Genomic DNA, 24590 nt, shown 5'->3' with positions numbered 1-24590 from the left:
GCTCCCATGGTTTGTCACCGTCGGAACGCGGGCAAGTCGATGCCGATCGGTACTGCTGACTTAAGCGATCTATTCACCAACGACCGGGAAGGTGCTCCAATGCCACGGTCGGGACAATTGAAGGCGGCGGCCGACGACAGATTGTCCGACCGCATTGCCCTCGCATTGCTGATGCGTACATTTCCGTCGCAAACAGTTGACCGCGTGGTCGCGGAATGCGGCAGGACCGAGCGACGCAGTCGGCTGCTGCCCGCGCGCACCGTGGTGTACTTCGTCCTCGCCATATGTCTGTTCGCCCAGCACAGTTACGAACAGGTGGCCAGGATGCTGGCGGAAGCGATGGCCTGGGCAGCCCGGCAGGACGGCTGTCCTCCTTCCGTGCCGACCTCCGCCGCCATCTCCCGGGCGCGGGTTCGCCTGGGCCCCGAGCCGCTGGCGGCGCTGTTCGCCCAGGCCGCGGGGGAAACGCGGGCAGGCCGGGCCAGGCGGGAGAGGTGCACCCGCTACCGGCGGTGGCGAGTGATGGCGGTCGACGCGACGGCGGTAGGCGTCCCGGACACCCCGGACAACCGGACCCGTTACGGTTTCCCGTCGATCGTCGATACGGAACCTGGCGGCGCCCTGCCACAGGCGCATGTGGCGGCACTGGCAGAATGCGGCAGCCATGCCATCACCCGGGCCACGCTTGGCCGGCTGCCTGTCAGGACGGGACAGTCCCTCCCCTGCGACCTGTTCGCCGCCCTCACCCGCGAAGATCTGCTGCTCGCCGACTGCGGGTCGGCCGACCTGGAACTGCTCCCCATGGTCCGTGCCGCGGGCGCGGACGTGTTGTGGCGGGCCGGGCCCTGGCAGGTACCGGCGGTGCGCACCGCACTGCCGGACGGCTCCTACCTCTGTGATCTGCGCTGCGGCGGCCCCGCAGGGGTCCGTACGGAGGTCAGGGTGCTCGAAGACCCTCCGTACCGGCTGATCACGACCCTCGTGGACCACGAGGCACACCCCGCGCCCGTCCTGAGCGCCCTGCACCGCCAGCGGTGGGGAATCAGGGCTTCCCTTGAAGCCGTCGGCACACTGCGGTGGGACACCCCGCTGGTCCTGCGGTCACGCTGGCCGGACGGTGTCGAGCAGGAGCTGTGGGGGCACCTGCTCGTCCACCACACCATCCGTTCACTCCTGCGCCCGGCTTAAGTAAGTGCTGTCTAGCGCTTCTCGTACGGATCCGAAGGTGCCGCGACCCGCTTCACGGACGCGGCGTCCAGGACCGGGCGAGCCGCGTCGGAGCCGGGCTTGCCGGTCGGGTGCCAGGTCCCCGTGACCGTCACCCACGCGTCGGCCGCGGGCGCGTCCGCGCCGCGGATCTCGACCTTCAGGGCCTGCGCGTCGGCGGCGCAGCAGGTGACGAGGAGCCGCGCGACGGACCACGTACCGTCGCCGTCCCGGGTCACGAAGCCGGTGAGCCGAACCGTCCGGCCCTTCATCGACGCCCCCGTGTCCCACTCCGCACGGGACGCGAACGCACCGAGCGTCAGGGGTACGGGATCCCCGGCCGGCAGTTCGGGGAAGGTGCCGGTGCCCTGAGCCGCGGCCCTGGCCTCCTCACGTGCCGCGCTGTACGAGCCGAGGGCGGGCGGCGGAAAGAGGAGGAGGGCGAGGGCGGGCGCGGTGAGGAGCCAGGCGATACGCGGGTTGCGGGTGTGGTCGTGCCCGGCGTGGGCGTCGTACTCGTACTCGTACTCGTACTCGGCCTCGGCCTCGTTGTGATCGTGATCGTGGTCGTGGTCGCGTCGGAACATGCCCACCAGGCCGAGCGCGATCAGTGCCACCCCCGAGACCACGAGGTACGGCCGCAGGCCCTCCTTCACGTAACGCAGATACAGCTCGCTGAAGAGGGCGATCCGGAGCAGTGCGGCGCCGCACAGAATGAGCAGCACCCCCTGCGGACGCAGACGCAGATGCAGGCGCAGACGTACGCGCGGTCGTGTCGTCACAGCAGCCACCAGCCCACCACCCCACTGCTCACCACAGCCACCACCCACGTCACGGCGGAGAACCGCATCGCGAACGCGCGCCCGAAGGTGCCCGCCTGGAGAGCGATGAGCTTCAGGTCGACCATCGGGCCGACGACCATGAAGGCGAGCCGGGCGGTGGGCGAGAACCCGGTCAGGGAGGCCGCCACGAAGGCGTCCGCCTCGGAACACACGCACAGGACGACGGCGAGGACGGCGAGCAGCAGGACGGAGAGCCAGGGCGATCCTGTGAACACGTCCAGCAAGGACCGTGGCACCAGGATGTTGAACGTCGCCGCGGCGGCCGCGCCCAGCACGAGAAAGCCCCCGGCGTGCAGGAAGTCGTGCTGAAGCCCGTCCCGGAACCCGCGCCACCCGCCCGGTCCCGCAGCGCCCTCGGCCCCCGGCTCCGTCCCCGGCTCCGTACCCATCCCGGTGGTTCCCGTTCCCGTTCCCGTTCCCGTTCTGGCCTTGCGCCGTGCGGCCACCTTCGGCAGCCATTCCTCCTTGCCGAAGCGCACCCACAGCCACCCCATGACCACGGCGGTGGCGAGCGAGGCGACGAGGCGGGCGCCGACCATGGCCGGGTTTCCCGGGAAGGCGATGGAGGTGGCGACGAGTACGACGGGGTTGATGGCCGGGGCGGAGAGGAGGAAGGCGAGCGCCGCCGCCGGTGCGACCCCGCGCCGCATCAGGCTGTCGGCCACGGGGACGGACGCGCACTCACATCCGGGCAGCACGGCCCCGGCCGCCCCCGCGACGGGCACGGCGAGGGCCGGGTTCTTCGGCAGTACGCGTCTGAAGACCCGCTCCGGCACGAACGCCCCGATCGCCGCCGACACCACCGTGCCCAGCAGAAGGAAGGGGATGCCCTGGACGACGACGGCCGTGAACACGGTCCACCAGGCAGCCATGGCCGGCGTCGCGAGGTCGAGCGCGACCATCGGCCCGAGCACGGACCCGAAGGTGGCGATGGCGACCAACGCGACCCCGCCGACCACCGCGTACACCAGCACCCGGACGACGACCCGCGCCCCGTCGGCCACACTCCGCCGACTCTCCACGCCTCTTGTCTCCACGTGCCTTGCTTCCCGCCCCCGCCTCACCCGTCGTACGTTCGCGCAGGCTAACCGGTGGTTCTGTGCGGGGTCTGCGTTTTCGCCAGGAGTGGGCTGTCGGCCGGACGTCACCGTCGGGCCGGACGTCCGGGTTGACCCTCGACCTTGTGCAGGGCTCAGAGTTCCGGGTGTGGAGAGCGAGATGCGCAGTATCGGGGAGATGGCCCGGGACAGCGGACTGAGGGTGAGTGCCCTGCGGTTCTACGACCGTGCCGGGGTGCTGGTGCCCGCCTGGGTGGATCCGGTGAGCGGGTACCGCTGGTACGGCCCCGAGCAGTGTGAGGAGGCCCGGTTGCTGACCCGGCTGCGCCGGGCGGGGATGCCGTTGCCGGACATCCGGCTGGTGCTGGCCGGCTGGTCCGGCGCGGACACCGACCTCGTACGGAAGCTGCTTCAGGCGCATCTGCGCCGTCTGGAACGGGGGCTGTCCGATGCCCGCAACGAGTTCTCCGCGGTCCGAGCGCTACTCGAACGCAGGGAGAACCCCATGACATCCCTCCGCACCACCACCCCCACCGCCGCCGTCCGGCTGGCCGTCTCCGCGGCCGAGCTGGCCGCCGCGCTGGACGCCGTCCGGTTCGCCGTCAGTACCGACCCGGAGCTGCCGATGCTCGGCGGTGTCCTGTTCGACATCGAGGGCGAGGCACTTCATGTCGTGGCGACCGACCGGTACCGGATGGCTGTCGCGCGGACCGGTGCCGCCGGGCACGACGGGCCCCGTGCGCAGGTCATCGTGCCGGTCCCGCTCGCCGACGCGATGCGGGCGCTGCTGAGCGGTGAGGGATCCGTCCAACTCTCCGTGGCCGACAGCCGCGTGGACGGTGGCCTCGTGGGTGGCAGCCCCGCGGATGGCAGCCCCGTGGACGGTGACCCGGTGGACGGCAGCCCCGTGGACGGCAGCCCCGTGGACGGCAGCCCCGTGGACGGCAGCCCCGTGGACGGCAGCCCCGTGGACGGCAGCCCCGTGGACGGCAGCCCCGTGGACGGTGGTCCCGTGGACGGTGGTCCCGTGGGCGGTGGCCGTCTGACGTTGGAAGTCGGGGACCGGCAAGTCGGCGGTCAGTGTCTCGACCACGCCTTTCCCGACTACCGTCGCCTCGTCCGCCTGCCCGCGGGGCACCGCGCGGTCGTCGACGTACGGGCTTTCCGGGAGGCGCTGGAGACCGGGCCCGTCAGCGTGAGCGAGACACTCGGCCCGGACGGCGTGCCCTGCGACCTCAGCTTGCTCAAGCCGACGCCCGACGGCACGGTGATCGTCTGCGCGGACGATGAGGGCGACGAGGACGACCAGCCCGGCAAGGAGAGCGAGGGCGGTCGGGATCGCGTCGCCGTCAACCGCGAGTTCCTGCTGCACGCGCTCGCCGCCGGGGGCCGCGATCGACTGGTCCTGGAGTTCGGTGCTCCCACCGCACCCCTGGTGATCCGCCGGCCCGACACCGAGGACGCGTTCTCGATGCTGATGCCGGTCCGCCTGGAGAACTAGGTCCTGTCGGGGCGGTCACCCGGCACACTGACCGACATGCCTGTCTCGCTGCATCACATCGTCATCGACGCCCACGACCTGCCCGGCCTGGCTCGGTTCTGGGCCGAGGCACTGCGCTGGCGGATCCTGTCCGAGCGGGAGCGGGAGGTCGTGATCGGGCCGGACGAGACCGCCCCGGTGGGGATCTGCTTCATGCCGGTGACGGACCGGAAGGTCGTCAAGAACCGCCTGCACCTCGATCTCACCTCCGCCGCGGACGACCGGGAGGCCGAAATCGAGCGCCTCCTCACCCTCGGCGCCCGCCGGGTGAACGTCGGCCAGACCGGCAACGAGTCGTGGACGGTACTGGCCGACCCGGAGGGAAACGAGTTCTGCGTGATCCGCCCGAAGCAAACCCTCATCAGCTAGGAAGCGAGGGATTCCTTCATCGCGGGCGCAGCCGCGTCTTTGGCGGGCGCGGCCCCGCCTCTTCAGGGGCGCGGGGCTGTGCCATTGCGCGGCTCCTCCCCCACTCTCGGCTTCGCTCGAGCGGGGGACCCCCATCGTGGGCGCGACCAGCCCCCACCGCCCCGCACACAACAATCAACACCCACCGAACAGCACCAAACCGGCGGGACCTTAATGCGGCCCCGCCTCCGCCGCACTGATCAGCGCGGCGAACGCGATCACGGCCGCGCCCAGAGCGGTGAGGAACCGGGCCGGGAAGTAGCGCGTGGCAATCCGTCGGAACACGGCGACAACCTCGCATCGTCAACGTAGGCCAGCGTATTAAGTCTGCGTCATCGTGCGCTTAACGTGCCGCTTAACCTAGGGCGTGTTCGCGCCCGCGGCAAGGGTCGCATTGAGCCGATCGGCGGCCCGCCCGCCGCGGTTTAACTCCCCCGTTACGAGCGGAAGTTGAATAGCGGGCGGGCGTAAGTCGACTTACTGGCATGCTTACGCCATGGCCGAGCGCGACGACCCGGGAATCATCGGGCGCAGAGTACAGCAGCTGCGTACGGAACGCGGGCTGACACAGAAGCAGTTGGCGGAACCCGCCTACACACCCGCGTACGTCTCCACGCTGGAGGCAGGCCGCGTACGCCCCTCCGAAGAGGCGCTGCGGCACATCGCGGAACGGCTCGGGATCGCCTACGAGGAGCTCGCCACCGGGCGGCCCGCCCGCCTGGCCACGGACCTGAGGCTGCGGCTCACCGACGCGCAGCGGACGCTGGCGACCGGCGAGGCGGAGGTCGCCGCCGAGCAGTACGCCGCCCTGCTCGCGGAGGCGGAGTCCCACGGACTGAACGCCGAGTGCGCCGCCGCGCTGCTCGGTCTGGGCGAATGCGCCCTGGACACAGGCGACTTGGTGACGGCCCGGCTGCGATTCGAGGAGTCCGAGAAGCGCCTCGCGGACGAGCCGCTGCCCGTCCGCGTCCCGGCCCTGCGCGGCCGGGCCGTCTCGCACTACCTCGCGGGCGAACTCCGGTACTCCTGCTACCTGTTGGAGTCCGCACTCGACGAGCTGAACCGCGGCGGGCTGCACGATCCGGACGCCCTGCTCCTGCTCTACGCGGCGGTCATCGCGCCCTACATGGACATGGGCGCCCACGCACGGGCCGCGACGGCGGCGGAGTACGCGCTCGCGCTGGCCCCCCAGGTCGCCGACCCCGCGCTGCTGGCCAGAATGCACCGGTCTGTCGCCCGCACGATGATCGCCGAGGGCCGGATCGCCGAGGCGGACGCCTCCCTGGGCAAGGCGGCGGAGCTGTACCGGCAGCTCCAGATCCGTACGGAACTCGCCAACTGCCACTGGATGCGCGGGTACTTGCACGCGCAGAACGGCGACATGGAGCGCGCGGAGGGCGAGTTGCGCGAGGCGCTGGCCATGCACTCCGCCCAGCGTGCCGCGCTCTACACCAGCCAGGTGGCCGTCGAACTCGCGGACGTGCTGCACCGGCGCGGGAAGTCGGACGAGGCTGCGACGCTGCTCCACGGCGTGCTCGGGGACCTGAGTTCGGAGCGCGGGGCCGTCCACTCCGCGGCAGCGCACCGGCTGCTCGGCATCATCGCGGAGGACGCCCGGGACACGGAGACGGCCGAGGAGCACTACGTACGCGCGCTCAGCCTCCTCGAACGGGCGGGCGCGGCCGGTGACTTGGCCGACCTGTGCCGTCTGCTGGGTGATCTGCTCCGGCGTACCGGGCGGATCGAGGCGGCGTTGGACGCGTACCGGACGGGGCTTGGGCACCGGACGGCACCGGGCACCACGACACTGGGCCCGGCACCGGCGCACCCGCCGCTCTGACGCTCCGCGAGGAGGCGGTCATGTATCTGCGGGCTCGTTGTGGCTGGTCGCGCCCACGCGGCGGAGCCGCATATCGATACAGCCCCGCGCCCCTAGAGGGCGCGGTGCTCCCATCGAGCCGGGTCGCGGCCCAAGAAGCCCGCCAAGCGGTCCGTGGCCGAAGCTGTCTCGGCCACCGGGACGATCTCGCCGAAGGCCATGCCCTCGCCCCGGTACTGCGGCGGCAGCGTCACCTCCGCGCGGGCCAGGATCTCGGTCGCCTCCCGCTCCGTGAAGGGGACGGGTTGGCCCGTGGCCACCGCCAGGTCCCAGCCGTGTACCGCGAACTCCATGAGCGTCATGTTGAGCACCATGGCGGCGGGCAGTCCGCTGTCGCCGGTCACCCCCACCTCGCGGTCGAAGCCGTACTTCTCCCACCCCGCGACCAGCCCGGCCGCCGCGGCCCGGAACTCACCGGCGGGGTCCGCCCCCGACCGGTGCCGCGCCGGGTCGGCCTCGTACTCCCTGCCGTGACAGCGGGCCTCGAACAGCAGCAGCCAGCCGACGAGATGGTCGACCAGTGTCTCGACGTCGTACTCCTCGCACGGCGTCGGAGCACCGAGCCGCCCGGCCTCGACGCCTTCGATGAGGTCGCCGGTCTTGGACAGAACACCAGAAAGCAGCTCAATCTCATCCATGCCTGGAGTCTAGGAGCACCCGCGCACGACGGTCTTGAAAAAACGCGTCACACCGTCACACCGAGCGCGCCTCCCACCGAGCGCGTACAGACAACGGCGTACGGACAACGGCGTACAGACAACGGCGTACGGACAACGGCGTACGGACATACGCTGATCCCGTGATCTCACCCGCCGCACGCACCGCGCTGGACCTCACCGCCGACCTCCCGGTCCCCGCCCTGGAGGACCTCTACCGGGACCTGCACCGCCATCCCGAGCTGTCCCGGCACGAACACCGGACGGCCGCGAGACTCTCCGAGCGCCTCGCCAAGGCCGGGTACGAGACCACCGAGGGCATCGGCGGCACCGGCGTGGTCGGGCTGCTGCGCAACGGCGACGGGCCGACCGTCCTGCTGCGCGGCGACATGGACGCGCTGCCGGTCGCCGAGGAGACCGGCCTGCCGTACGCCTCCGAGACCCCCGGGGTCATGCACGCCTGCGGTCACGACCTGCACGTCACATGGCTGACCGGCGCCGCCGACGCGCTCGCCGCAGGCCGCGACACCTGGAACGGCACGCTCCTCGTGGTCGGCCAGCCCGCCGAGGAGACCGGCGAGGGCGCCGCCGCGATGGTCAACGACGGCCTGTACGAACGCTTTCCGCGTCCCGACGTGCTGCTCGCCCAGCACGCGGCCCCCGGCCCCGCCGGGCTGTACGCGCACTCGCCCGGACTGATCATGTCGGCCTCGACGGACGTCGACATAGTCGTGCACGGCGTGGGCGGGCACGGCTCCCGGCCCGAGGCCACCGTCGACCCGGTGGTGACGGCCGCGTACATCGTGACGCGTCTGCAGACCGTCGTCTCGCGCGAGATCGCCGCCCGTGAGCCCGCCGTGCTGACCGTCGGCCGGATCGAGGCGGGCACCCGGCACAACATCATCCCGGCCGAGGCGCACATCTCCCTCAACCTCCGTACGCAGTCCGCCGAGGTGAGGGACCGGATGCTGGCCTCGATCCGGCGGATCGTGGCGGGCGAGTGCGCGGCGGCGGGCTGTCGGCGCGAGCCCACGGTGACGGTCGGCGGCAGCTTCCCGGTGACCGTGAACGACGCCGACACCGACCGCCGGGTCGCCGCCGTGCACGGCGAGGTGTTCGGCGCGGGCACGGTCCTCGACTTCGGGCCCGTCATGGGCAGCGAGGACTTCCCGATGCTCGCCCCGGGCGGACTCCCGTACGCCTACTGGTTCGTGACGAGCACGCCCGCCGAGGTGTGGGACGCGGCGGCCGCCGGCGCCGGGGGCGACCTGATGGAACAGCTCGCGGCCGTGCCCAGCAACCACAGCCCGCAGTTCGCACCCGACCTGTCGACGGTCGGCCCGGGCGTACGGACTCTGGTGTCGGGAGCGCTGGAGATGTTTGCCCGATAACGCGTGTTACCCATCTACTCGCGCCTGTTACCCACTACTCGGCGGTACGTGTGACGATGTGCGCCCACTGAGGTTGAGACCTCAATAGCCTGCCTTCACGGGCAGGCACAGCACAGGACAGCAAAGGAACAGGACATGTCCGCCCCTGTCTCCACTGCCCCCGCCCATCTCCTGGTCGTGGACGAGGACGGCGTGCGCGCCACGCTCACCTCGTCGATGGAGTTCCTCGGCTTCCGGGTGACCGGCGCCGCCACGGGCCGCCAGGCACTGGAGGTCCTCTCCCGCCACCGCCCCGACCTCGTACTGCTCGACGTCAACCTCCCCGGCATCGACGGCTTCGAGGTCTGCCGGACGATGCGGACGCGCGGGCACACGATGCCGGTGATGTTCCTCACAGGCCGCGACGAGGTCGACGAGCGGGTCCGCGGACTGGACCTGGGCGGCGACGACTTCGTCACCAAGCCCTTCGAGCTCAAGGAACTCGCGGCACGGGTCCGGGCGCTCCTGCGCCGCACCTCGGTCCCGCCGGCCGAACGCCACCGCCTGCGGGCCGGCGGCATACGGCTCGACGCCGACACGTACGAAGTCTGGTCCGCCGAGCGGCCGGTGAGACTGACGACCACCGAATTCGCCCTGCTGCGCTATCTGATGGAGAACCCGGGCCGGGTGCTGACCCGCGTCCAGATCCAGGAGCGCGTCTGGCACCACCGCACCGAGGGCTCGGGCAGCGTCGACACGTACGTCTACTATCTGCGCCGCAAGCTGGGCGACCCGGGACAGGCGCTCATACGGACCGTGCGCGGGACGGGCTATCTGCTGGCCACGGACTGAATGGACTGAATGGACTGGATGGACTGGATGGCGAGGGTACGGCCGTGTGACCTGGGAGGGAGGGTCTACCCGCATAGGGATTTCTGAGAGAACTCTGATCCCGCCCAGACCTATCCGTGATCTTGACTTGCTTCACTTGCCTTTCGGAAGCGCGCTCCCCCGGCGCCCTTCCGGCGACGAGGAAAAGCTCAGCCTCGTCAGACCTGTGCCTGAAGCCGGCTGAGGTGCCGCTGGACATCGTCCAGCGCCCCCTGCCGACGCCCCGGAACGCGCAGGCGCAGGTCGGCCAGCGCGGGCCCGAGCTCACGGGCCCGCGCCGCGTCGTCGATACGGCCCCACTGGTGATGCGCCCGGTCCACGGCCGCCTCGACTCCGGGCGCGCCCGGGTCCTGCCGCGCGGCCAGCCGTACGTCGGCCACCGCCAGCCAGATCCGGCAGCTGAGCTCCGCGTCCCCCGCGAACATGGCCAGGTCCGCGCGCACCTCCATCCAGTGCACGACCTCGTCGGCCCCGGGCCCGTGCGCGCTCAGCGCTTCCCGCTCCCGCCGCCCGGCCAGCTCCGCGGCCTCGGCGTGCCTGCCGCTCTCGACGGCGGCGGTGATCTCGGCGTGGGGGTCGGAGGGCGGGGACGGGCACGGTGACGGGGGTGCCGTCGGGGAGGCGGGGGCGGGCACGGATACCGGTACGGGAGGGGGCGCGGGGTGGAACGGTTCGGGGTAGGGCCCGGGTGCCGGTTGCATGGGCTGCATGGTCTGCGCGGGCTGCATGTACTGCGGGATGTCCTGCGGGGGCTGCATGTACTGCGGGATGTGCTGCGCGGGCTGCGTGGGGTCGAGCGCCAGCACGATGTCGCGGTGGGCGGCCTCCGGGTCCTCGCCCCACGACCGGGTCAGCGCCTGCTGGTGGAGGTGCGGGAGCGGCGGACGGTGGCCGCTGCGGAGGATCGTGGCCAGGGACTTCATGTACGTGGGTGACGCCACCGCGCGTCGCGGGGGAGGCGGGGCGACGCGGCCGTACAGCCGGGTGCCCGGTCCCACGGCGAGCGGCTGGGTGGCCAGGTGCTGCCAGGTCTCGGGGTCCGCGTGCAGGTCGACGAGGACCGTCGTACTGCCCGGCGTACGCAGCCGGAGTTCCTCGCGGATCCAGTGCCACGGGAAGCCGGTGTAACGGACGGTCGCGGGGGTCGTCCGGGCCAGCGCGAGGTGCGGAAGCCGTTGGCGGCGGTCGAGTTGGAGCTGGCCGGTGAGGAAGACGGTGAGCGGTCCGGGGGCCGTCGCGGCGGCGCGCAGGCGGGTGAGGACGGCCTGCGGTTCCAGGGGGTCGGCCAGTTCGACGACGTTCGCGGTGTCCGTTCCGGAAAGCACGTCGGGGGCGACGGCGGCGAGTATGGGGAGTACCGACGCGGCGTCCACGAGGCAGCTCTTGCCTGTCGGCGACGCTGCGAGCAGCAATACGGTTCCTGGCATCGCCGGTGTCTCCTCCCACTCGATCACCACGGCAGCACCGTAACCGGTGCGGGTGCAAAGGGTGTTGGGGTGGGGGCGATAGGGGGTGGGTGGTGGAGGTTTGTTCGGCCTCTGCGGGCCCGGTGGGGGCTGGTCGCGCCCACGCGGCAGAGCCGCACGATGTCACAGCCCCGCGCCCCTTAAAAGCAGGCAGTTGCTCCTGAGCCATCTTCATCACGTGACCTGACGGATCGCGAAGATCGTTGTGTCGTCTGCCACGTGGTCCGTGCTGTGGTGGAGGGTGCCTTCGCGGACCAGTTCCACCAGGTAGGCGGGGTGGGCGGTCGTGGGGTCGGTGGTGACGGCTTGGGTCACGCGTTCGCGGAGGGGGAAGAAGACGCCGTCGGCGTCGCGGGCCTCGGTCACGCCGTCCGTGACGAGGAGGAGGGTCTCGTCGGCGGCGAGGGGGACGGTGCGGACCGGCGGGATCCCTGAACCGGATCCCACGAGTCCGGCCAGGCCGAGCGGCAGGCCGTCTCCGGGCGGCAGGGCGCGTACGCCGCGCGGGCCCGCCACCAGCGGGGGTTCGTGGCCGAAGTTGACGACCTCGATGTGGCCGCCGGGGGAGCCCGGGGGAGGGAACGCGACGAGGACGGCGGTCGCGAAGCGCTCCAGGCCGCGCTCCGGGTCGCCGTCCAGGTCCTCGCCGAGGTCCGTGACGTAATGCCGGTGGCGGCCCATCCGTACCTCCAGCCGTTCGGCGACGACGGCCAGGGATGCCTCGTGGTACGCGGACTCGCGGAAGGTGCCGAGCAGGGCTGCGGCCGCCGCGACCGCGGGCAGGCCCTTGCCCTGGACGTCGCCGAGGAGGACCCGGGTGCCGTGCGGGCCGGGCTGGATGTCGTAGAAGTCCCCACCCACGCGGGCCTCGCTGTCGGCGGCCAGGTACACGGCTGCGTGGTCCAGCCCTCCCCACGGGGTGGGCAGCGGGCGCAGCACGGTACGGCGGGTCGTGTCGGCCACGTCCCGCATGTGCAGCATCCGCCGTTCCTCCCGGACCCGTACGGCACAGGCCAGCGTCGCCAGGGCTCCGCCCACGGCGACGAGGATGAAGTCCGGCAGGCCGGTCTGGTTCTGGTGCGGCCAGGAGGCGTCCACCTCGATGTACGCGAGGAGGGCGAGCACGGCGAAGGTGGCCGTCGCCCTGACTCCGCAGATCGCCGCCGCGATGCCGGGTACGAGGACGATCCAGGAGATGACCCTGAACTCGCCCGACGTGTTCCAGTCGACCACCGCGATGGCCACGAGCAGGAGCAGGGGTGGTACCCAGGTCACATTCCGGCCGCGTACCCGGAGAAGCTGCTGCCGTCGGGCGGGGCTGCCCGGATCCGCGCCGCTCACTCGCCCAGCGAAGCACGGTCGAGTGCCGGGCGCACGCCGACTTTCCTACTGGGCTTGGCTGCCGCCGGCTCGTTTTTGGGTGCGGGCCCGGTGGGGGCTGGTCGCGCAGTTCCCCGCGCCCCTGAAGACAAAAGCCGGGGCGCAGCCCCGCTTTCAGGGGCGCGGGGAACTGCGCGCTCAGCCTCCACGCACCCGCACCCAAAAACGAGCCGGCGGCAGCCAAGCCCCACACGACTTGCCAGGGCCCTCCCCCAGGTGTGCCCTGGAAGGCAGGGGCGAAAGAGAGGAGTGCCCGATGACTCACGCGGCACCCGCACCACGCACGCCCGCACCAGCTCCCACGCCTACACCCACCGCCACAAAACCGGCGGCCTCCGCAATGCTCGCGAAACTCGCGATCCCCGCACTCGGCGGCATCGTCTACGGCTTCTGGGTATCAGGCATACACCGGGACGAAGGCCCGATCACCGGCTGGAACGTACTCCTGGGTTTCGTCTCGGCGATCGTGTTCGCCGCGGTCGCCCTCGGCATCCACACCGTCGTCGCCCCGCGCCTCCCCCGGGAGGTCCGAGCGGCCACGTGGGCGGCGTTCGCGGGCATCTCGTTCGGCTACCTCTACAGCCTCACGGACGCCAGCGTCCTCAAGTCGTCCGGCCTGGCCCTCGTGATCGCCGGAAGCGTGTTCGCGATGGTGTTCTACCGCTACTACACGACCGAGGACTGAACCGCATACACGACGAAGGACGGAAACCCGGACTCACCGCCCGCTGGGCACCCACTCCCAGCCGGAGTCCGAGGTCTCCGTCCCCAGCACCAGGAAACACCCGTTCGAGTGAACCCTCCACCGGAGACCGGCCGCGCGGACTGAGAAATCTCCTGCCGCCCCACCGATGAGTTTTCGCGCGCCGCGAGGTCTGCATCGTGAGACCGATCGAGGACTGCGTCGCAGGACCGATGCCATTCAATGCGGACAGCCGCACTCTTGAGGGCCTGAGGGTCTGAGGGCCTGAGGGTCTGAGGGCCTGAGGGCCTGAGGGCCTGAGGGCCTGAGGGCCTGAGGGCCTGAGGGCCTGAGGGCCTGAGGGCCTGAGGGCCTGAGGGCCTGAGGGCCTGAGGGCCTGAGGGCCTGAGGGCCTGAGGGCCTGAGGGTCTGAGGGTCTACAGAAGAAGCAACGGCGACAGCACTCCAGGACCGCAAGTCGAACACCACGAGCAAACCGAGAGAACGACGCGGATGGGCGGACCGACATGACGAGCAAGAACCGCACCGACCACTGGGCCGGGCCGGCCATCGAGACCGCGGGTCTGGTGAAAACCTTCGGCGACAACCGCGCCGTCGACGGCGTCGACCTGCGCATCGAGGCCGGCACGGTGTACGGCCTGCTCGGTCCGAACGGAGCGGGCAAGACCACGACCGTAAGAATGCTGGCGACCCTCCTGCGCCCCGACGGCGGCGAGGCCCACGTCTTCGGCCACGACGTCGTACGGGAGGCGGACGCCGTACGGACCAGGGTGAGCCTCACCGGGCAGTACGCCTCGGTGGACGAGGACCTGACCGGCACGGAGAACCTCGTACTGCTGGCCCGGCTGACGGGCCACAGCAAGAAGGCCTCGTACGACCGCGCGGCCCAGCTCCTCGACGCCTTCGGCCTGTCGGAGGCGGCGGCCCGCCAGGTGAAGAACTACTCGGGCGGCATGCGGCGCCGTATCGACATCGCCGCGTCCATCCTCAACACCCCCGACCTGCTGTTCCTGGACGAGCCGACGACGGGCCTGGACCCGCGCAGCCGCAACCAGGTGTGGGAGATCGTCCGGGCGGTCGTCGCCCAGGGGACCACGGTCCTGCTCACCACCCAGTACCTGGACGAGGCCGACCAGTTGGCGTCCCGGATCGCCGTCATCGACAAGGGCAAGGTCATCGCCGAGGGCACGAAGGGCGAGCTGAAGGCGTCGGTCGGCGCGGGAGCCGTGCACGTACGGCTGCGGGACGCGCACCAGCGGCCGGACGCCGAGCGGGTGCTCCGGCAGGCCCTCGACGCGGACATCCAGCTGGAGCCGGACCCGGTGGCACTGACCGCCCGGGTCGGCAACGGCTCCTCGAACGGCGCCGGGGCCGCCGAGAAGGCGTCCCGGGCCCTCGCCGAACTCGCCCACGCGGGCATCACCGTCGACAACTTCTCCCTGGGCCAGCCGAGCCTGGACGAGGTCTTCCTCGCCCTCACCGGCAAGTCCGACCACGTACAGACGTCAGCACAGTCACCGTCGCAGACACAGCAGCAGGCGCAGACGAAAGAGGCCACGGCATGAGCACCGCGACCCAGCCCACCAACAGCGCTGAAACCGCCGACCTCGCACCGGTCAGCACCGAGAGCCTGGCCGCGCTGCTCGTCGCCACCGAGCGCCCGCCGCGACCGAACGCGATCCAGACGTCCCTCACCTTCGGCTGGCGGGCGCTCCTGAAGATCAAGCACGTGCCCGAGCAGCTCTTCGACGTGACGGCGTTCCCGATCATGCTGGTGCTGATGTACACGTACCTGTTCGGCGGGGCCCTGGCGGGCTCGCCGAGGGAGTACATCCAGTATCTGCTGCCCGGCATCCTCGTCATGTCCGTCACCATGATCACGATGTACACGGGCCTGGCGGTCAACATCGACATCGAGAAGGGCGTCTTCGACCGCTTCCGCTCGCTGCCGATCTGGCGCCCGTCGACGCTGGTCGGCTATCTGCTCGGGGACGCCCTGCGCTACACGATGGCGTCGGCCGTGATGCTGACAGTGGGCCTGATCATGGGCTTCCGCCCGGACGGCGGATTCCAGGGAGTGCTCGGCGGGGTGGTCCTGCTGATCATCTTCTCCTTCGCCTTCTCCTGGGTGTGGACGATGTTCGGCCTGCTGCTGCGCACGGAGAAGTCGGTGATGGGTGTCAGCATGATGATCCTTTTCCCGCTGACCTTCCTCAGCGACATCTTCGTCCGCCCCGAGACGATGCCCGGCTGGCTCCAGGCCTTCGTCAACAACAACCCGATCACGCATCTGGCCTCGGCGGTCCGCGGCCTGATGGACGGCTCCTGGCCGACCGCGGAGATCGCGTGGTCGCTGGGGTGGGCCGGGCTGTTCGTGGCGATCTTCGGCCCGGTGACGATGCGGCTCTACAACCGCAAGTAACCGGGGAACTGAGGGGGACCCTCCGATCCCCCAGTCCCCCCAGTCCCCTCGGTCCCCTCGGTCCCCCTGTCCCCCAGTCCCCCAGTCCCCCGGAAGAACGCAATCCGCGCCCGGATGCAGTCACCCCGGCAGTGCCCCGATGGCGGAGGGCGCGGCCGGGGTTCTTGCTGGAGAGGTGCGGAATGTCCTCTCGGCGGTGCTGATCGTCCTCGGCTGCGTCCTCGTGCCGCTGGGCGGGCTGTCGGCGTGGGCGAAGTACGAGATCGGCGACACCGGACGGTACGTCGCCGCCATGGCACCGCTCGCCGCCGGACCCGACGTACAGAGCGCGATCGCGGACTCGGTCACCGACGGGGTCATGAGCGAGATCGAGGTCGGGCCGCTGGAGGGAGAGGTCCGCGCGTACGTACGCCGGGCGGTGCGGTCCTTCACCGGTACGGAGGCCTTCCGCGTGGCCTGGAACACGGCGAACCGGGCCGCGCACGACGCCGTCCTGCGGGCCCTGCGCAGCGACCGCGAGGGCGCCGTCACGCTCGACCTGGCGCCCGTCACCCGGCAGCTGAAGTCCCAACTCGCCTATGACCGGGTGCCGTTGGCGAACCGCATCCCCGTCGAGCACACCAGGGTCACGGTGCTTCAGGCCCAGGAGCTGAGCACGCTCCGAAAGGGGTTCCACATGCTGGAGATCGCCGGTTTCTGGCTCCCTCTCGCGGCGGTCGGCCTGGCCGTCGGCGGTATTCTCCTCGCCGTACGCCGCCGCCGTGCCGTCACGGCCACCGCGCTCGGCATGGCCCTGGGCGCCGCCCTCCTCGCCCTCGCCACGGTCATCGGCCGGGTCCTGACGCTCGCCGATCTCCCGTCGCACGTCTCGCGCGCGGCGGCGGGCGCGATCTACGACGCCCTGACCTCGACGCTTCGCACGGCCACCTGGTTCATCCTGGCCCTCGGCCTCACCGTCGCCGCCGCGACCTGGCTCATGGACCACCGCGCGCGACGTCGCGCAGCGTCCGCAGCGCCTTCCCCAGCACAGGCACCGGAACCGACGCGAGCCCGAGCCTGACGGCGTCCGGCGCCGCCCGCGCCCCCACCGCGAAGGCGGGCCCCGGCGTGACCGCGATCCCGCGCGCCGCCGCGGCGGCCGTGAAGGTGTCCGCACGCCAGGGGGATGGCAGCTCCCACCAGGCGTAGTACGCGGACGGGTCGGCGCATACGGCGAACCCGGCCAGCAGTTCGGCGACGACCCGCTGCCGCCGGGCGGCGTCCGCACGCCGGTCGGCGACGAGCCGGTCCACGACCCCGCCCTGGATCCACCGCGTCCCCGCCTCCAGCGCGAACCGTCCCGCTGTCCACCCGCCCGACCGCAGCGCCCCCGCCACCACCGCGACGCGCCCCTCGGGCACGACGAGAAAGCCGACGGTCAGCCCTGGCGCGACGCGCTTGGACAGCCCGTCGACGACATGGACGCGCTCGGGGGCGTACGCGGCGAACGGCACGCCCTCCTCGTGGAGGAAGGACCAGATCCGGTCCTCCACGACGGGCAGCCCCAACTCCCGCACCACATCGGCGAGTTCACGCTTGCGTGTGTCCCCCATCGTCACCGAGGTGGGATTGTGCAGGGTCGGCTGGACGTACAGGGCGGAGAGCGGCGCCGCGCGATGGGCGGCCGTGACGGCGCCGGGCAGCAGCCCTTCACCGTCCGTCTCCAGCGGCACGAGCACGCACCCGATCCGCGCCGCGATCTCCTTGACCAGCGGATACGTCAGCTCCTCGACGCCGACGCGCCCGCCGGGCCGTACCAGCGAGGCGAGCGCGCCCGCGATGGCCTGCCGCGCGTTCCCGGCGAAGAGGAGCTGCTCCGGGTGGGGCCGCCACCCGGCCCCGGCCAGCAGCCCGGCGACGGCCTCGCGGGCGGCGGCGGTCCCGGTGGCGGGAACGGTACGGGTCGCCCCCGCCAGCACATCGGCCCGCAGCAACGGCACGAGTGCGCCGGCCAACAGCTCCGACTGCCCCTCCACGGACGGGTAGTTGAGCTCCAGATTGACCCTCGCCGTCGCCGTGGACGTCCCCCTCGTCGCGGTCCCGGTCCCGATCCCCGTCTCGATCTCCGTCTCCGCTTCCGACTCGCCCTCGGTGAGGGCCCGCCCCGACGGGACCGGCGCCGCCCGTACGAAGGTGCCGCGCCCGACCTCCCCGACGACCAGGCCCCGCCGTACCAACTCCCCGTACACGCGCCCCGCGGTGGACCCCGCGATGCGCCGCCGCCGGGCGAACACGCGCTGCGGCGGCAGTTGTTCACCGGCCTTGAGCCGCCCCGAGAGGATCTCCTCGGCCAGCCGGTCGGCGATCTGCCGATAGTCCTCCACACCCACCCCTCCCAGGATTGCACCGAGGGCAAAGATCTTATTGCACCGAGGAGTTCCCGGAATCTAAGGTCCAGCACATGGTTCCCTTCCTCCTGTACGAGGACAAAGGCACGCATGCCTCAACTTCCCCGCCCCTTGTCCTGATCCACGGCCACCCGTTCGACCACACGATGTGGGCCCCGCAGGTGGCCGCCTTCTCCCCGGACCGCCGGGTGATCGCCCCTGACCTGCGCGGCTATGGCAGGTCCCCGGTGGTACCCGGGGTCACGCCGCTCGCCACCTTCGCGGAGGACATCGCGGAACTCCTCGACGACCTGGGCGTACGGGAGTTCGCGCTGGCGGGGCTGTCCATGGGTGGCCAGATCGTCATGGAGTGCTACCGGCGGTTTCCCGAGCGCGTCCGGGCGCTGGTGCTGGCGGACACGTTCCCGGCGGCCGAGAGCGCGGTCGGCAGGAAGTCCCGCAACGACATGGCCGACCGTCTGCTACGGGAGGGAATGCGCCCGTACGCCGACGAGGTCCTGCACAAGATGGTCGCCCCGTACGCCGACCCGGACGTGGCGGCCCATGTGCACCGCATGATGACGGGCACGTCCCCGGAAGGAGCGGCGGCGGCCCTGCGGGGGCGGGCGGAACGCCCCGACTATCGCGAACTGCTGACCCGCGTCACGGTTCCGACGCTCGTGGTGGTGGGCGAGGACGACGAGTACACGCCGGTCGCGGACGCGCGGGCGATGCACGCGGCGATCCCCGGCTCCGCCCTGCACGTCATCCCGCGAGCGGCCCACATGCCGAACCTTGAACAGCCGGAGGCGTTCAATGCGGCCGTGGCCGCGCTTCTGCGTCGCCTCTGAGTGCGGGCCCGGTGGGGGCTGGTCGCGCAGTTCCCCGCGCCCCTGAAAGCGGGGCTGCGCGACCAGCCACGACGCGCCCGCACCCGGCAGCAGCCCTCAACCGTCCCCCTGCGTCCCCCGTCTATGAGGGAGGATCCAGCAAACGGAACGGGGGCAAACTTGCGCGGCGCAACTGCTGAGGTGGACGAGTGGACGGACGACGTCCCGGTGTCACGGCGCGGGGGCACACGGGCCGGCGCCTGGTTCGCCGGGCTGCTGCTCCTCGGCGTGAGCGCGGTCGTCGGGTGCCGCATCGCGGACACCGACGCCATCACCCCCGTACCCCAGCTGCTCGCGTTCCTGCCCTGGCTCCTCGCCGCCACCGCCCTCGCCCTCCTCCTCGCCGCCCTCACCCGCTGGCGCCTCGGCCTCGTCTGGGGCGTGGCCGCGCTCGGCGCGCTGGCCTGGTACATCGAGCCGTACGGCAGGACGACGGCGCCGAAGGGCACGCCGGTCGTCGAACTCCGCGTCCTCACCTCGAACGTCGAGTTCGGCCAGGCCACGGACGAGCTGATCGACGCGATCCGGGACCAGCGCCCGGACCTCGTCTTCGTCCAGGAATGCGAGTACACGTGCGTGGCGAAGCTGGCGCAGACCTTCGGCAAGGAAGGAGAGGAAGGAGCAGGAGAAGGAGAAGGGGCAGGAGAGAGGGAGGTCGGTGTCGGCGGCGGCAAGGGCTCCTACCCCTACCAGCAGAGCGTCGCAGGCTTGGGTTCCGACGGTTCCGTCATCCTCAGTCGGCATCCGCTCAAGCCGGCCGCCGGCCTTCCCGCCACCATGGGTATGCCCGGTGCCACCGCGGACGTGAAAGGACACGAGATCCGTCTCCAGCTGGCCCATCCCATGCCGCCGCTCCCGGCCCACCTGTCCACCTGGCGCGAGGAGTTGTCCGACCTCCGCGACTACGCGGCGGCGAACCGCGCCCGCCCCGCCATCCTCGCGGGCGACTTCAACGCCTCCCAGGACCACGCGGCCTTCCGCCGCATCCTGGACGCCGGTTTCCAGGACGCCGCCCGCCTCACCGGCGACGCCCGCACCCCGAGCTGGCCGGCCAGAACGGCCCCGCCGCTCGGCGCCCAGATCGACCACGTTCTCGTGTCCCGGGACTTCTCGGCGAACAGAACCCGCTTCCTGGACCTCGACAACACGGACCACCGGACGCTGGTAGTGGACCTGACCCTGTTCAAGAGCGCCTAGGCCTGTCCGGCGGATCATGCCCTGGAGCACAAAACGACGTGAGCCGCCCCTGTGCAGGAGGGACGGCCCACGCCAGTGGGGGGTGGGGTGTTACAGCTGGGAGGACCTAGCGGTCCTGGTTCACCTTGGCCAGGGCCTTCGCGAGACCGTTGGCCCACAGTGCGTTCACCCGGGCCCGCTCGTTCGCGTCCGGGTTCGGGTTCGTGCAGGAAGCGCCGGGTCCGCCGCCCGACATCAGCTCGGAGCACGGCCCCTGGTAGTGGTCGGGCAGCCCGAGCACGTGCCCGGTCTCGTGGGCGGTCACGCGCACGGAGTCGTAGATCTCGTTCTGCGCGTAGTCGAGGAAGATGTACCCCCGGCCGTGCCCGTTCGAGGAGGCGTACGAACCGCGGGGGTCGTTCCCCTCGCGGTACGTGAAGTCGGCGTTGGAGCCGGCCTGGAGCTTCACGTTCGTGACCGAGCTGTTCCAGATCTGCGTGCTGCGGGCTATCTCGGCGCTGAACGAGGGCGCGGCCGAGGCGTTGTAGATGACCGTGACGGCGGCAGCTCTCGGGTTCGCGGCCCGCTTCTCGGCCACGGACGTCAGGACGGCGTCGAAGAACGCCTGGTTGGCCTTGGCCTCTTCGCCGGAACCGCTGTAGCTGCTGTAGCCGGCGACGGGGGCGTCGGACAGCGGGGCGGGCGCCGCGGAGGCCGGGACCGCCCCGAACAGGGCGGCCGTGAGACCGAGGCCGATCGCGGCCGAGAGAGCGGGAGAGGACAGACCGATGGACAGTCGCATCGATGACTCCTTGAGTGGGGGGTGAAGTCGTCATCGGTGAGTCTCGGCGCCTGTGGGGCAGCTGTGATGATGGCAATCGGAGATAGGACGCAGCTATCACCCGGTCAAGAACGATCATCAAAAGCCCACTAGCGCTCAGTTTCCCACGCAACTCGCCCCCATCGGTTGCGGTTTGTGCGTCTGGTGCGGCCCGTGTGACCGTCCTAGGCTCACCGCATGGAGCTCGAGGTGAGGCACCTCCGCGCGCTGTGCGCCATCGCCGACACCGGCAGCCTGCACCGGGCGGCCCGTCAACTCGGCGTCGCCCAGCCCTCGTTGAGCACTCAGCTCAAGCGCATCGAGCAGGAACTCGGCGGCCCCCTCTTCCGCCGTGAACGCACCGGCTGCCGGCCGACTCCGCTCGGCCGTATCGTCCTCGGCCGCGCCCGCCCGCTGGTGGCCGAAATGCGTTCGCTGGTCGCGGAGGCACGGGCCGCCGCGACGGACGACGACGGTCCCCAGCTGCGGATCGGCTCCACCGCGAGCCGCGCCCTCGCGGGCTGGCTGCGCCGGCTGCGTTCGCGGCACCGCCTGGAGCCGGTGCTCCAGATGGACGTATCCGCGAACGCCCTGCTCCGCACGCTCGCGGACGGCCGGCTCGACGTCGCCTTCGTACACGAGGTGGAAGGCTGTCCGCTGCGCGTGCCGGACGGGCTGGCGGTGCGCGTCCTGGTCGAACGCGAGCCGCAGTTCGTCTCCCTGCCCGCCGACCATCCGGCGGCCGCGCACTCGGAGGTCCAGCTCTCCGATCTGGCCGAAGACCGGTGGATGATCGATCCGACGGTCGACGGCGAGTGGGACGCCGTGCATCGCATGCTGCGGGCGGCGGGGCTCAACCCCCGTGTGCTGCACGGGGATTACCACACGGCTGCGTCGCTGGTCGCGACCGGTGAGGTCGTCACGGTGTGCCAGCCGACGTGTCAGCCCCGGCCGGAGATGGCCGTACGGCGGATCCATGGGGACCCTCTCGGCGTACGGCTGTTGCTCGCGGCGCGTACGGAGGAGGAGTTGGAGCCGGTGTTTCCCGAGCTGTGGGAGGCGTACGCGGAGGTTGCGCTGGAGGCGCCGGGGTATCGGGAGTGGCTGGATCGGGTGGGGGCGTGATGGCTGCCGCCGGCTTGTGGGTGATGTGCGGGTTGGCTGCCGCCGGGTTGTGTGTCGGGTGCGGCGCCGTGGGGGCTGGTCGCGCAGTTCCCCGCGCCCCTAAAGACATGGGGCTGGGCGCGCCCACGCGGCGGAGCCGCACAATGTCACAGCCCCGCGCCCCTAAAAGCCTGGGGGTGCCCCGTCTCAGATAGGACCGCCCCTGAAAGACCAAAGACAAAGGACGAAGGGGCGCCCCCTTCCGAAGAAGGCGCCCCCGTCCTCACTCAACTCACATCACACGCCGATGTCGCAGCCGTCCTTGCGCCAGACCGCCACCACCGACGGGCGGACGATCTTGCCGGGGCCGTCGGGCCAGGTGCTTGCCGGGTTTTCGACGGTCGCGCCGGTGATCTCGCCCGGGTGCTGGACCGACACGAGGACGCGGCGGTCCTGGACGAGCGGGCCGCAGGTCTCGGCGCCCTTCGGCACGGTGAGGAACTGCTTCAGCTCACCGCGCCGTTCGCCCTTGGTCGCCACGCCGAACAGGCCGTCGTGGGACCCGAGCTGGGCACCGTCGGTGGAGATCCACAGGTTGCCGTGCGGGTCGAAGGCCACGTTGTCCGGGCAGGAGATCTGGCTGACCTTGTCCTTCGGGTAGCCCGCGAAGTACGTGGCAGGGTCCTTCGGGTCGCCCGCGACGAGGAACAGCGACCAGGCGAAGGTCGTGGAGTCGGCGCGGTTGCGGCGCTCGGTGAGCTCCAGGATGTGCCCGTGCTTGTTGGCGTTGCGCGGGTTGGCCTCGTCCACCTTGGCGTTGGAGCCGACACCGCGGTTGGTGTTGTTCGTCAGGGCGACGTACACCTTGCCGGTGTACGGGGAGGGCTGGATGTCCTCGGGGCGGTCCATCTTCGTGGCGCCGACCTTGTCACCGGCGAGGCGCGTGAAGACGTACACCTCCTCGGCGGTCATGCCCTCGACGTGCGACACGGCGCCCTTGGCGGTGGCGGTGGCCAGCGGGATCCACGTACCGCTGCCGTCGAACTCGCCGTCCGCGGGGAGCTTGCCGGTGCCGTCGATCTCGATCGCCGGGGAGTCGCCGGTGAGCTTGGCGACGTACAGCGTGCCCTCGTCGAGGAGGGTCAGGTTGTGCTCGCGGGCGGCGCGGCTGTTGCCGTGGCGCATCCGCTTGCTGCCGACGAACTTGTACATGTAGTCGAAGCGCTCGTCGTCACCCGTGTAGGCGACCGGGCGGCCGTCCTCCGTGAGTCGGATGGTCGCGCCCTCGTGCTTGAACCGGCCGAGCGCGGTGCGCTTGCGGGGCGTCGAGGTGGGGTCGTAGGGGTCCAGCTCGACGATGTAGCCGAAGCGGTGCACCTCGTTCGGCTCCTGGGCGACGTCGAAGCGCTTGTCGAAACGCTCCCACTTGCGCTCGGAGGCGCCGGTGCCGATGCCGTAGCGCGCGTCCGTGGGACGGCCGGCGTTGGCGAAGTACTGGTTGAAGTTCTCCTCGCCGTGCAGCGTGGTGCCCCAGGGGGTCTCGCCGCCGGCGCAGTTGTTGAGCGTGCCGAGGACCTTCTTGCCGGTCGGGTCGACGGAGGTCTTGAGGAGGCTGGAGCCGGCCGCCGGACCGGTTACCTTGAACTCGGTGGTCGCGGTGACGCGGCGGTTGAGGTGGTGGCGGGGGACGACGGTGAGCTTGCCGCTCCCGCGGTCCTCCTCGACCACGACGACGCCCAGACCGTGGGCGGCCCAGGCGATCTCGGCCTGCTCGCGGGTGGGGTTGGCGGGGTCGTATCCCTTGAACATCAGGACTTCGTCCGTGTACTCGTGGTTCGCCACGAGCACCTGGCGACCGCGCTCGCCCGGCAGCGGGAGCAGCGCGAGGAAGTCGCAGTTGTACCCGAACTGACCCTCCTGCGCCTTGGCGGTCTGCTTGTCCGGGTCGAAGGCCGGGGCACCACGGAGGATGGGCTCGCCCCAGCGGACGACCACGTTCTGGCCGTAGCCCTCGGGGACGGTCACGACGTCGGCGGTGTTCGGCGCGACGGGGGTGAAGCGGAGGCCGCGCGCGGCCTTGCCCTTCGAGAACGCGGCGGCAGCGCCTTCGGCGGGCTGGGCAGCGGGCTGGGCGGCGGCGGGGGTCGCGCCGGCGCCGACGACCGCGCCTCCGGCCGCCGCGGTCACGGTCACCGCGGCCGCGGCGCGCATCATGGAACGGCGGCTGAGCGCTCCGGCGATGACGTCGCCGACGTATTCGTTGGCGCTGGTGTTGGGTGCCGGGTGAAAGCAGGCGTCACCACAGCGGTACCGGCAGGTCATCTCGGAACGACCGCCCGGGTGTGAGCCGGTCGAGCCGATCAGAGGCAGCAGGTTGCGCACGTTCCCTCCCCTATGTCTGTGTCGGGCGTGA

Annotated in this window: 21 protein-coding genes; 13 read left to right on the top strand and 8 right to left on the bottom strand. The window is 71.2% G+C overall.

Annotation, left to right across the window (positions count from 1 at the left end):
- Positions 1-6: 6 nt before the first annotated feature.
- Positions 7-1188 carry an IS4 family transposase gene (locus tag OHA11_RS23830; RefSeq protein ID WP_323186621.1) on the top strand — a complete coding sequence of 394 codons (1182 nt, stop codon included), beginning with the start codon at positions 7-9 and terminating at the stop codon, positions 1186-1188.
- Positions 1189-1199: 11 nt separating this feature from the next.
- Here OHA11_RS23830 and OHA11_RS23825 read toward each other — a convergent pair whose 3' ends face one another.
- Positions 1200-1988 carry a TIGR03943 family protein gene (locus OHA11_RS23825; protein ID WP_266499459.1) on the bottom strand — a complete coding sequence of 263 codons (789 nt, stop codon included), beginning with the start codon at positions 1986-1988 and terminating at the stop codon, positions 1200-1202.
- Positions 1985-3070, bottom strand: a complete 1086-nt coding sequence (locus OHA11_RS23820; RefSeq protein WP_266499457.1) for a permease — start codon at positions 3068-3070, stop codon at positions 1985-1987. Before OHA11_RS23820 ends, OHA11_RS23825 begins: the two co-directional genes overlap by 4 nt.
- A 196-nt stretch (positions 3071-3266) precedes the next feature.
- On the opposite strand from OHA11_RS23820, the gene OHA11_RS23815 reads away from it, so the two are divergent.
- The 3 genes from OHA11_RS23815 to OHA11_RS23805 all read left to right on the top strand — a co-directional run bounded on the left by OHA11_RS23815 (position 3267) and on the right by OHA11_RS23805 (position 6894).
- Positions 3267-4607, top strand: a complete 1341-nt coding sequence (locus tag OHA11_RS23815; RefSeq protein WP_323186620.1) for a MerR family transcriptional regulator — start codon at positions 3267-3269, stop codon at positions 4605-4607.
- A 36-nt stretch (positions 4608-4643) separates the two neighbouring features.
- On the top strand, positions 4644-5015 hold the full coding sequence (locus tag OHA11_RS23810) for a VOC family protein (RefSeq protein WP_266499454.1): 372 nt from the start codon (positions 4644-4646) through the stop codon (positions 5013-5015).
- Between the two features lie 535 nt (positions 5016-5550).
- A complete protein-coding gene (locus OHA11_RS23805) occupies positions 5551-6894 on the top strand; it encodes a helix-turn-helix domain-containing protein (RefSeq protein ID WP_266499453.1) in 1344 nt (447 codons plus the stop codon).
- Positions 6895-6986: 92 nt separating this feature from the next.
- On the opposite strand, the gene OHA11_RS23800 is transcribed toward OHA11_RS23805, so the two are convergent.
- Positions 6987-7571, bottom strand: coding sequence for a TIGR03086 family metal-binding protein (locus tag OHA11_RS23800; RefSeq protein WP_266499451.1), 585 nt, complete (start codon positions 7569-7571; stop codon positions 6987-6989).
- Positions 7572-7732: 161 nt separating this feature from the next.
- Between OHA11_RS23800 and OHA11_RS23795 the strand changes: the two genes are divergently transcribed.
- Together OHA11_RS23795 and OHA11_RS23790 are read left to right on the top strand one after the other, a co-directional pair.
- Positions 7733-8980 (top strand): amidohydrolase, encoded by a 1248-nt coding sequence (locus OHA11_RS23795; protein ID WP_266499449.1) that lies wholly within the window; start codon positions 7733-7735, stop codon positions 8978-8980.
- A 135-nt stretch (positions 8981-9115) separates the two neighbouring features.
- Positions 9116-9811, top strand: a complete 696-nt coding sequence (locus OHA11_RS23790) for a response regulator transcription factor (protein ID WP_266499447.1) — start codon at positions 9116-9118, stop codon at positions 9809-9811.
- Positions 9812-10008: 197 nt separating this feature from the next.
- On the opposite strand, the gene OHA11_RS23785 is transcribed toward OHA11_RS23790, so the two are convergent.
- On the bottom strand, positions 10009-11277 hold the full coding sequence (locus OHA11_RS23785; RefSeq protein ID WP_266499446.1) for a hypothetical protein: 1269 nt from the start codon (positions 11275-11277) through the stop codon (positions 10009-10011).
- Between the two features lie 213 nt (positions 11278-11490).
- Positions 11491-12657, bottom strand: a complete 1167-nt coding sequence (locus OHA11_RS23780; protein WP_266499444.1) for a PP2C family protein-serine/threonine phosphatase — start codon at positions 12655-12657, stop codon at positions 11491-11493.
- Between the two features lie 295 nt (positions 12658-12952).
- On the opposite strand from OHA11_RS23780, the gene OHA11_RS23775 reads away from it, so the two are divergent.
- The 4 genes from OHA11_RS23775 to OHA11_RS23760 all read left to right on the top strand — a co-directional run bounded on the left by OHA11_RS23775 (position 12953) and on the right by OHA11_RS23760 (position 16881).
- Positions 12953-13381 (top strand): hypothetical protein, encoded by a 429-nt coding sequence (locus OHA11_RS23775; protein WP_266499442.1) that lies wholly within the window; start codon positions 12953-12955, stop codon positions 13379-13381.
- A 524-nt stretch (positions 13382-13905) separates the two neighbouring features.
- Complete coding sequence (locus OHA11_RS23770; protein WP_266499439.1) at positions 13906-14964, top strand: ATP-binding cassette domain-containing protein; 1059 nt, start codon at positions 13906-13908, stop codon at positions 14962-14964.
- Complete coding sequence (locus OHA11_RS23765; protein ID WP_266499436.1) at positions 14961-15821, top strand: ABC transporter permease; 861 nt, start codon at positions 14961-14963, stop codon at positions 15819-15821. Before OHA11_RS23770 ends, OHA11_RS23765 begins: the two co-directional genes overlap by 4 nt.
- A 139-nt stretch (positions 15822-15960) precedes the next feature.
- Positions 15961-16881 (top strand): hypothetical protein, encoded by a 921-nt coding sequence (locus OHA11_RS23760; RefSeq protein WP_266499435.1) that lies wholly within the window; start codon positions 15961-15963, stop codon positions 16879-16881.
- Here the strand turns inward: OHA11_RS23760 and OHA11_RS23755 are convergent.
- On the bottom strand, positions 16796-18184 hold the full coding sequence (locus tag OHA11_RS23755; protein ID WP_266499433.1) for a PLP-dependent aminotransferase family protein: 1389 nt from the start codon (positions 18182-18184) through the stop codon (positions 16796-16798). The genes OHA11_RS23760 and OHA11_RS23755 overlap by 86 nt on opposite strands.
- Before the next feature lie 77 nt (positions 18185-18261).
- Here OHA11_RS23755 and OHA11_RS23750 point away from each other — a divergent pair, with 77 nt between their 5' ends.
- Positions 18262-19038 (top strand): alpha/beta fold hydrolase, encoded by a 777-nt coding sequence (locus OHA11_RS23750; RefSeq protein WP_266499432.1) that lies wholly within the window; start codon positions 18262-18264, stop codon positions 19036-19038.
- A gap of 159 nt (positions 19039-19197) precedes the next feature.
- Positions 19198-20274, top strand: a complete 1077-nt coding sequence (locus OHA11_RS23745; protein WP_266499429.1) for an endonuclease/exonuclease/phosphatase family protein — start codon at positions 19198-19200, stop codon at positions 20272-20274.
- Between the two features lie 106 nt (positions 20275-20380).
- Here the strand turns inward: OHA11_RS23745 and snpA are convergent, their stop codons facing one another.
- Positions 20381-21055, bottom strand: a complete 675-nt coding sequence (gene snpA / locus OHA11_RS23740; protein WP_266499427.1) for a snapalysin — start codon at positions 21053-21055, stop codon at positions 20381-20383.
- Between the two features lie 216 nt (positions 21056-21271).
- Here snpA and OHA11_RS23735 point away from each other — a divergent pair, with 216 nt between their 5' ends.
- Complete coding sequence (locus OHA11_RS23735; protein WP_266499425.1) at positions 21272-22198, top strand: LysR family transcriptional regulator; 927 nt, start codon at positions 21272-21274, stop codon at positions 22196-22198.
- A 276-nt stretch (positions 22199-22474) separates the two neighbouring features.
- Here OHA11_RS23735 and OHA11_RS23730 read toward each other — a convergent pair whose 3' ends face one another.
- Positions 22475-24559, bottom strand: a complete 2085-nt coding sequence (locus OHA11_RS23730; protein WP_266499423.1) for a PhoX family phosphatase — start codon at positions 24557-24559, stop codon at positions 22475-22477.
- Between the last annotated feature and the right edge of the window lie 31 nt (positions 24560-24590).

The sequence above is a fragment of the Streptomyces sp. NBC_00878 genome (assembly GCF_026341515.1).
Classification (GTDB): Bacteria; Actinomycetota; Actinomycetes; order Streptomycetales; family Streptomycetaceae; genus Streptomyces.
This window is presented reverse-complemented; position numbering and strand designations above follow the sequence as displayed.

Excerpts from the sequence above, each read along its gene's own strand:
- OHA11_RS23765 (WP_266499436.1), top strand. The coding sequence starts at position 14,961 with ATGAGCACCGCGACCCAGCCCACCAACAGCGCTGAAACCGCCGACCTC.
- snpA (WP_266499427.1), bottom strand. The coding sequence starts at position 21,055 with ATGCGACTGTCCATCGGTCTGTCCTCTCCCGCTCTCTCGGCCGCGATC.
- OHA11_RS23800 (WP_266499451.1), bottom strand. The coding sequence starts at position 7,571 with ATGGATGAGATTGAGCTGCTTTCTGGTGTTCTGTCCAAGACCGGCGAC.
- OHA11_RS23815 (WP_323186620.1), top strand. The coding sequence starts at position 3,267 with ATGCGCAGTATCGGGGAGATGGCCCGGGACAGCGGACTGAGGGTGAGT.
- OHA11_RS23775 (WP_266499442.1), top strand. The coding sequence starts at position 12,953 with ATGACTCACGCGGCACCCGCACCACGCACGCCCGCACCAGCTCCCACG.
- OHA11_RS23830 (WP_323186621.1), top strand. The coding sequence starts at position 7 with ATGGTTTGTCACCGTCGGAACGCGGGCAAGTCGATGCCGATCGGTACT.
- OHA11_RS23790 (WP_266499447.1), top strand. The coding sequence starts at position 9,116 with ATGTCCGCCCCTGTCTCCACTGCCCCCGCCCATCTCCTGGTCGTGGAC.
- OHA11_RS23760 (WP_266499435.1), top strand. The coding sequence starts at position 15,961 with ATGGCGGAGGGCGCGGCCGGGGTTCTTGCTGGAGAGGTGCGGAATGTC.
- OHA11_RS23810 (WP_266499454.1), top strand. The coding sequence starts at position 4,644 with ATGCCTGTCTCGCTGCATCACATCGTCATCGACGCCCACGACCTGCCC.
- OHA11_RS23770 (WP_266499439.1), top strand. The coding sequence starts at position 13,906 with ATGACGAGCAAGAACCGCACCGACCACTGGGCCGGGCCGGCCATCGAG.
- OHA11_RS23785 (WP_266499446.1), bottom strand. The coding sequence starts at position 11,277 with ATGCCAGGAACCGTATTGCTGCTCGCAGCGTCGCCGACAGGCAAGAGC.
- OHA11_RS23735 (WP_266499425.1), top strand. The coding sequence starts at position 21,272 with ATGGAGCTCGAGGTGAGGCACCTCCGCGCGCTGTGCGCCATCGCCGAC.
- OHA11_RS23805 (WP_266499453.1), top strand. The coding sequence starts at position 5,551 with ATGGCCGAGCGCGACGACCCGGGAATCATCGGGCGCAGAGTACAGCAG.
- OHA11_RS23750 (WP_266499432.1), top strand. The coding sequence starts at position 18,262 with ATGGTTCCCTTCCTCCTGTACGAGGACAAAGGCACGCATGCCTCAACT.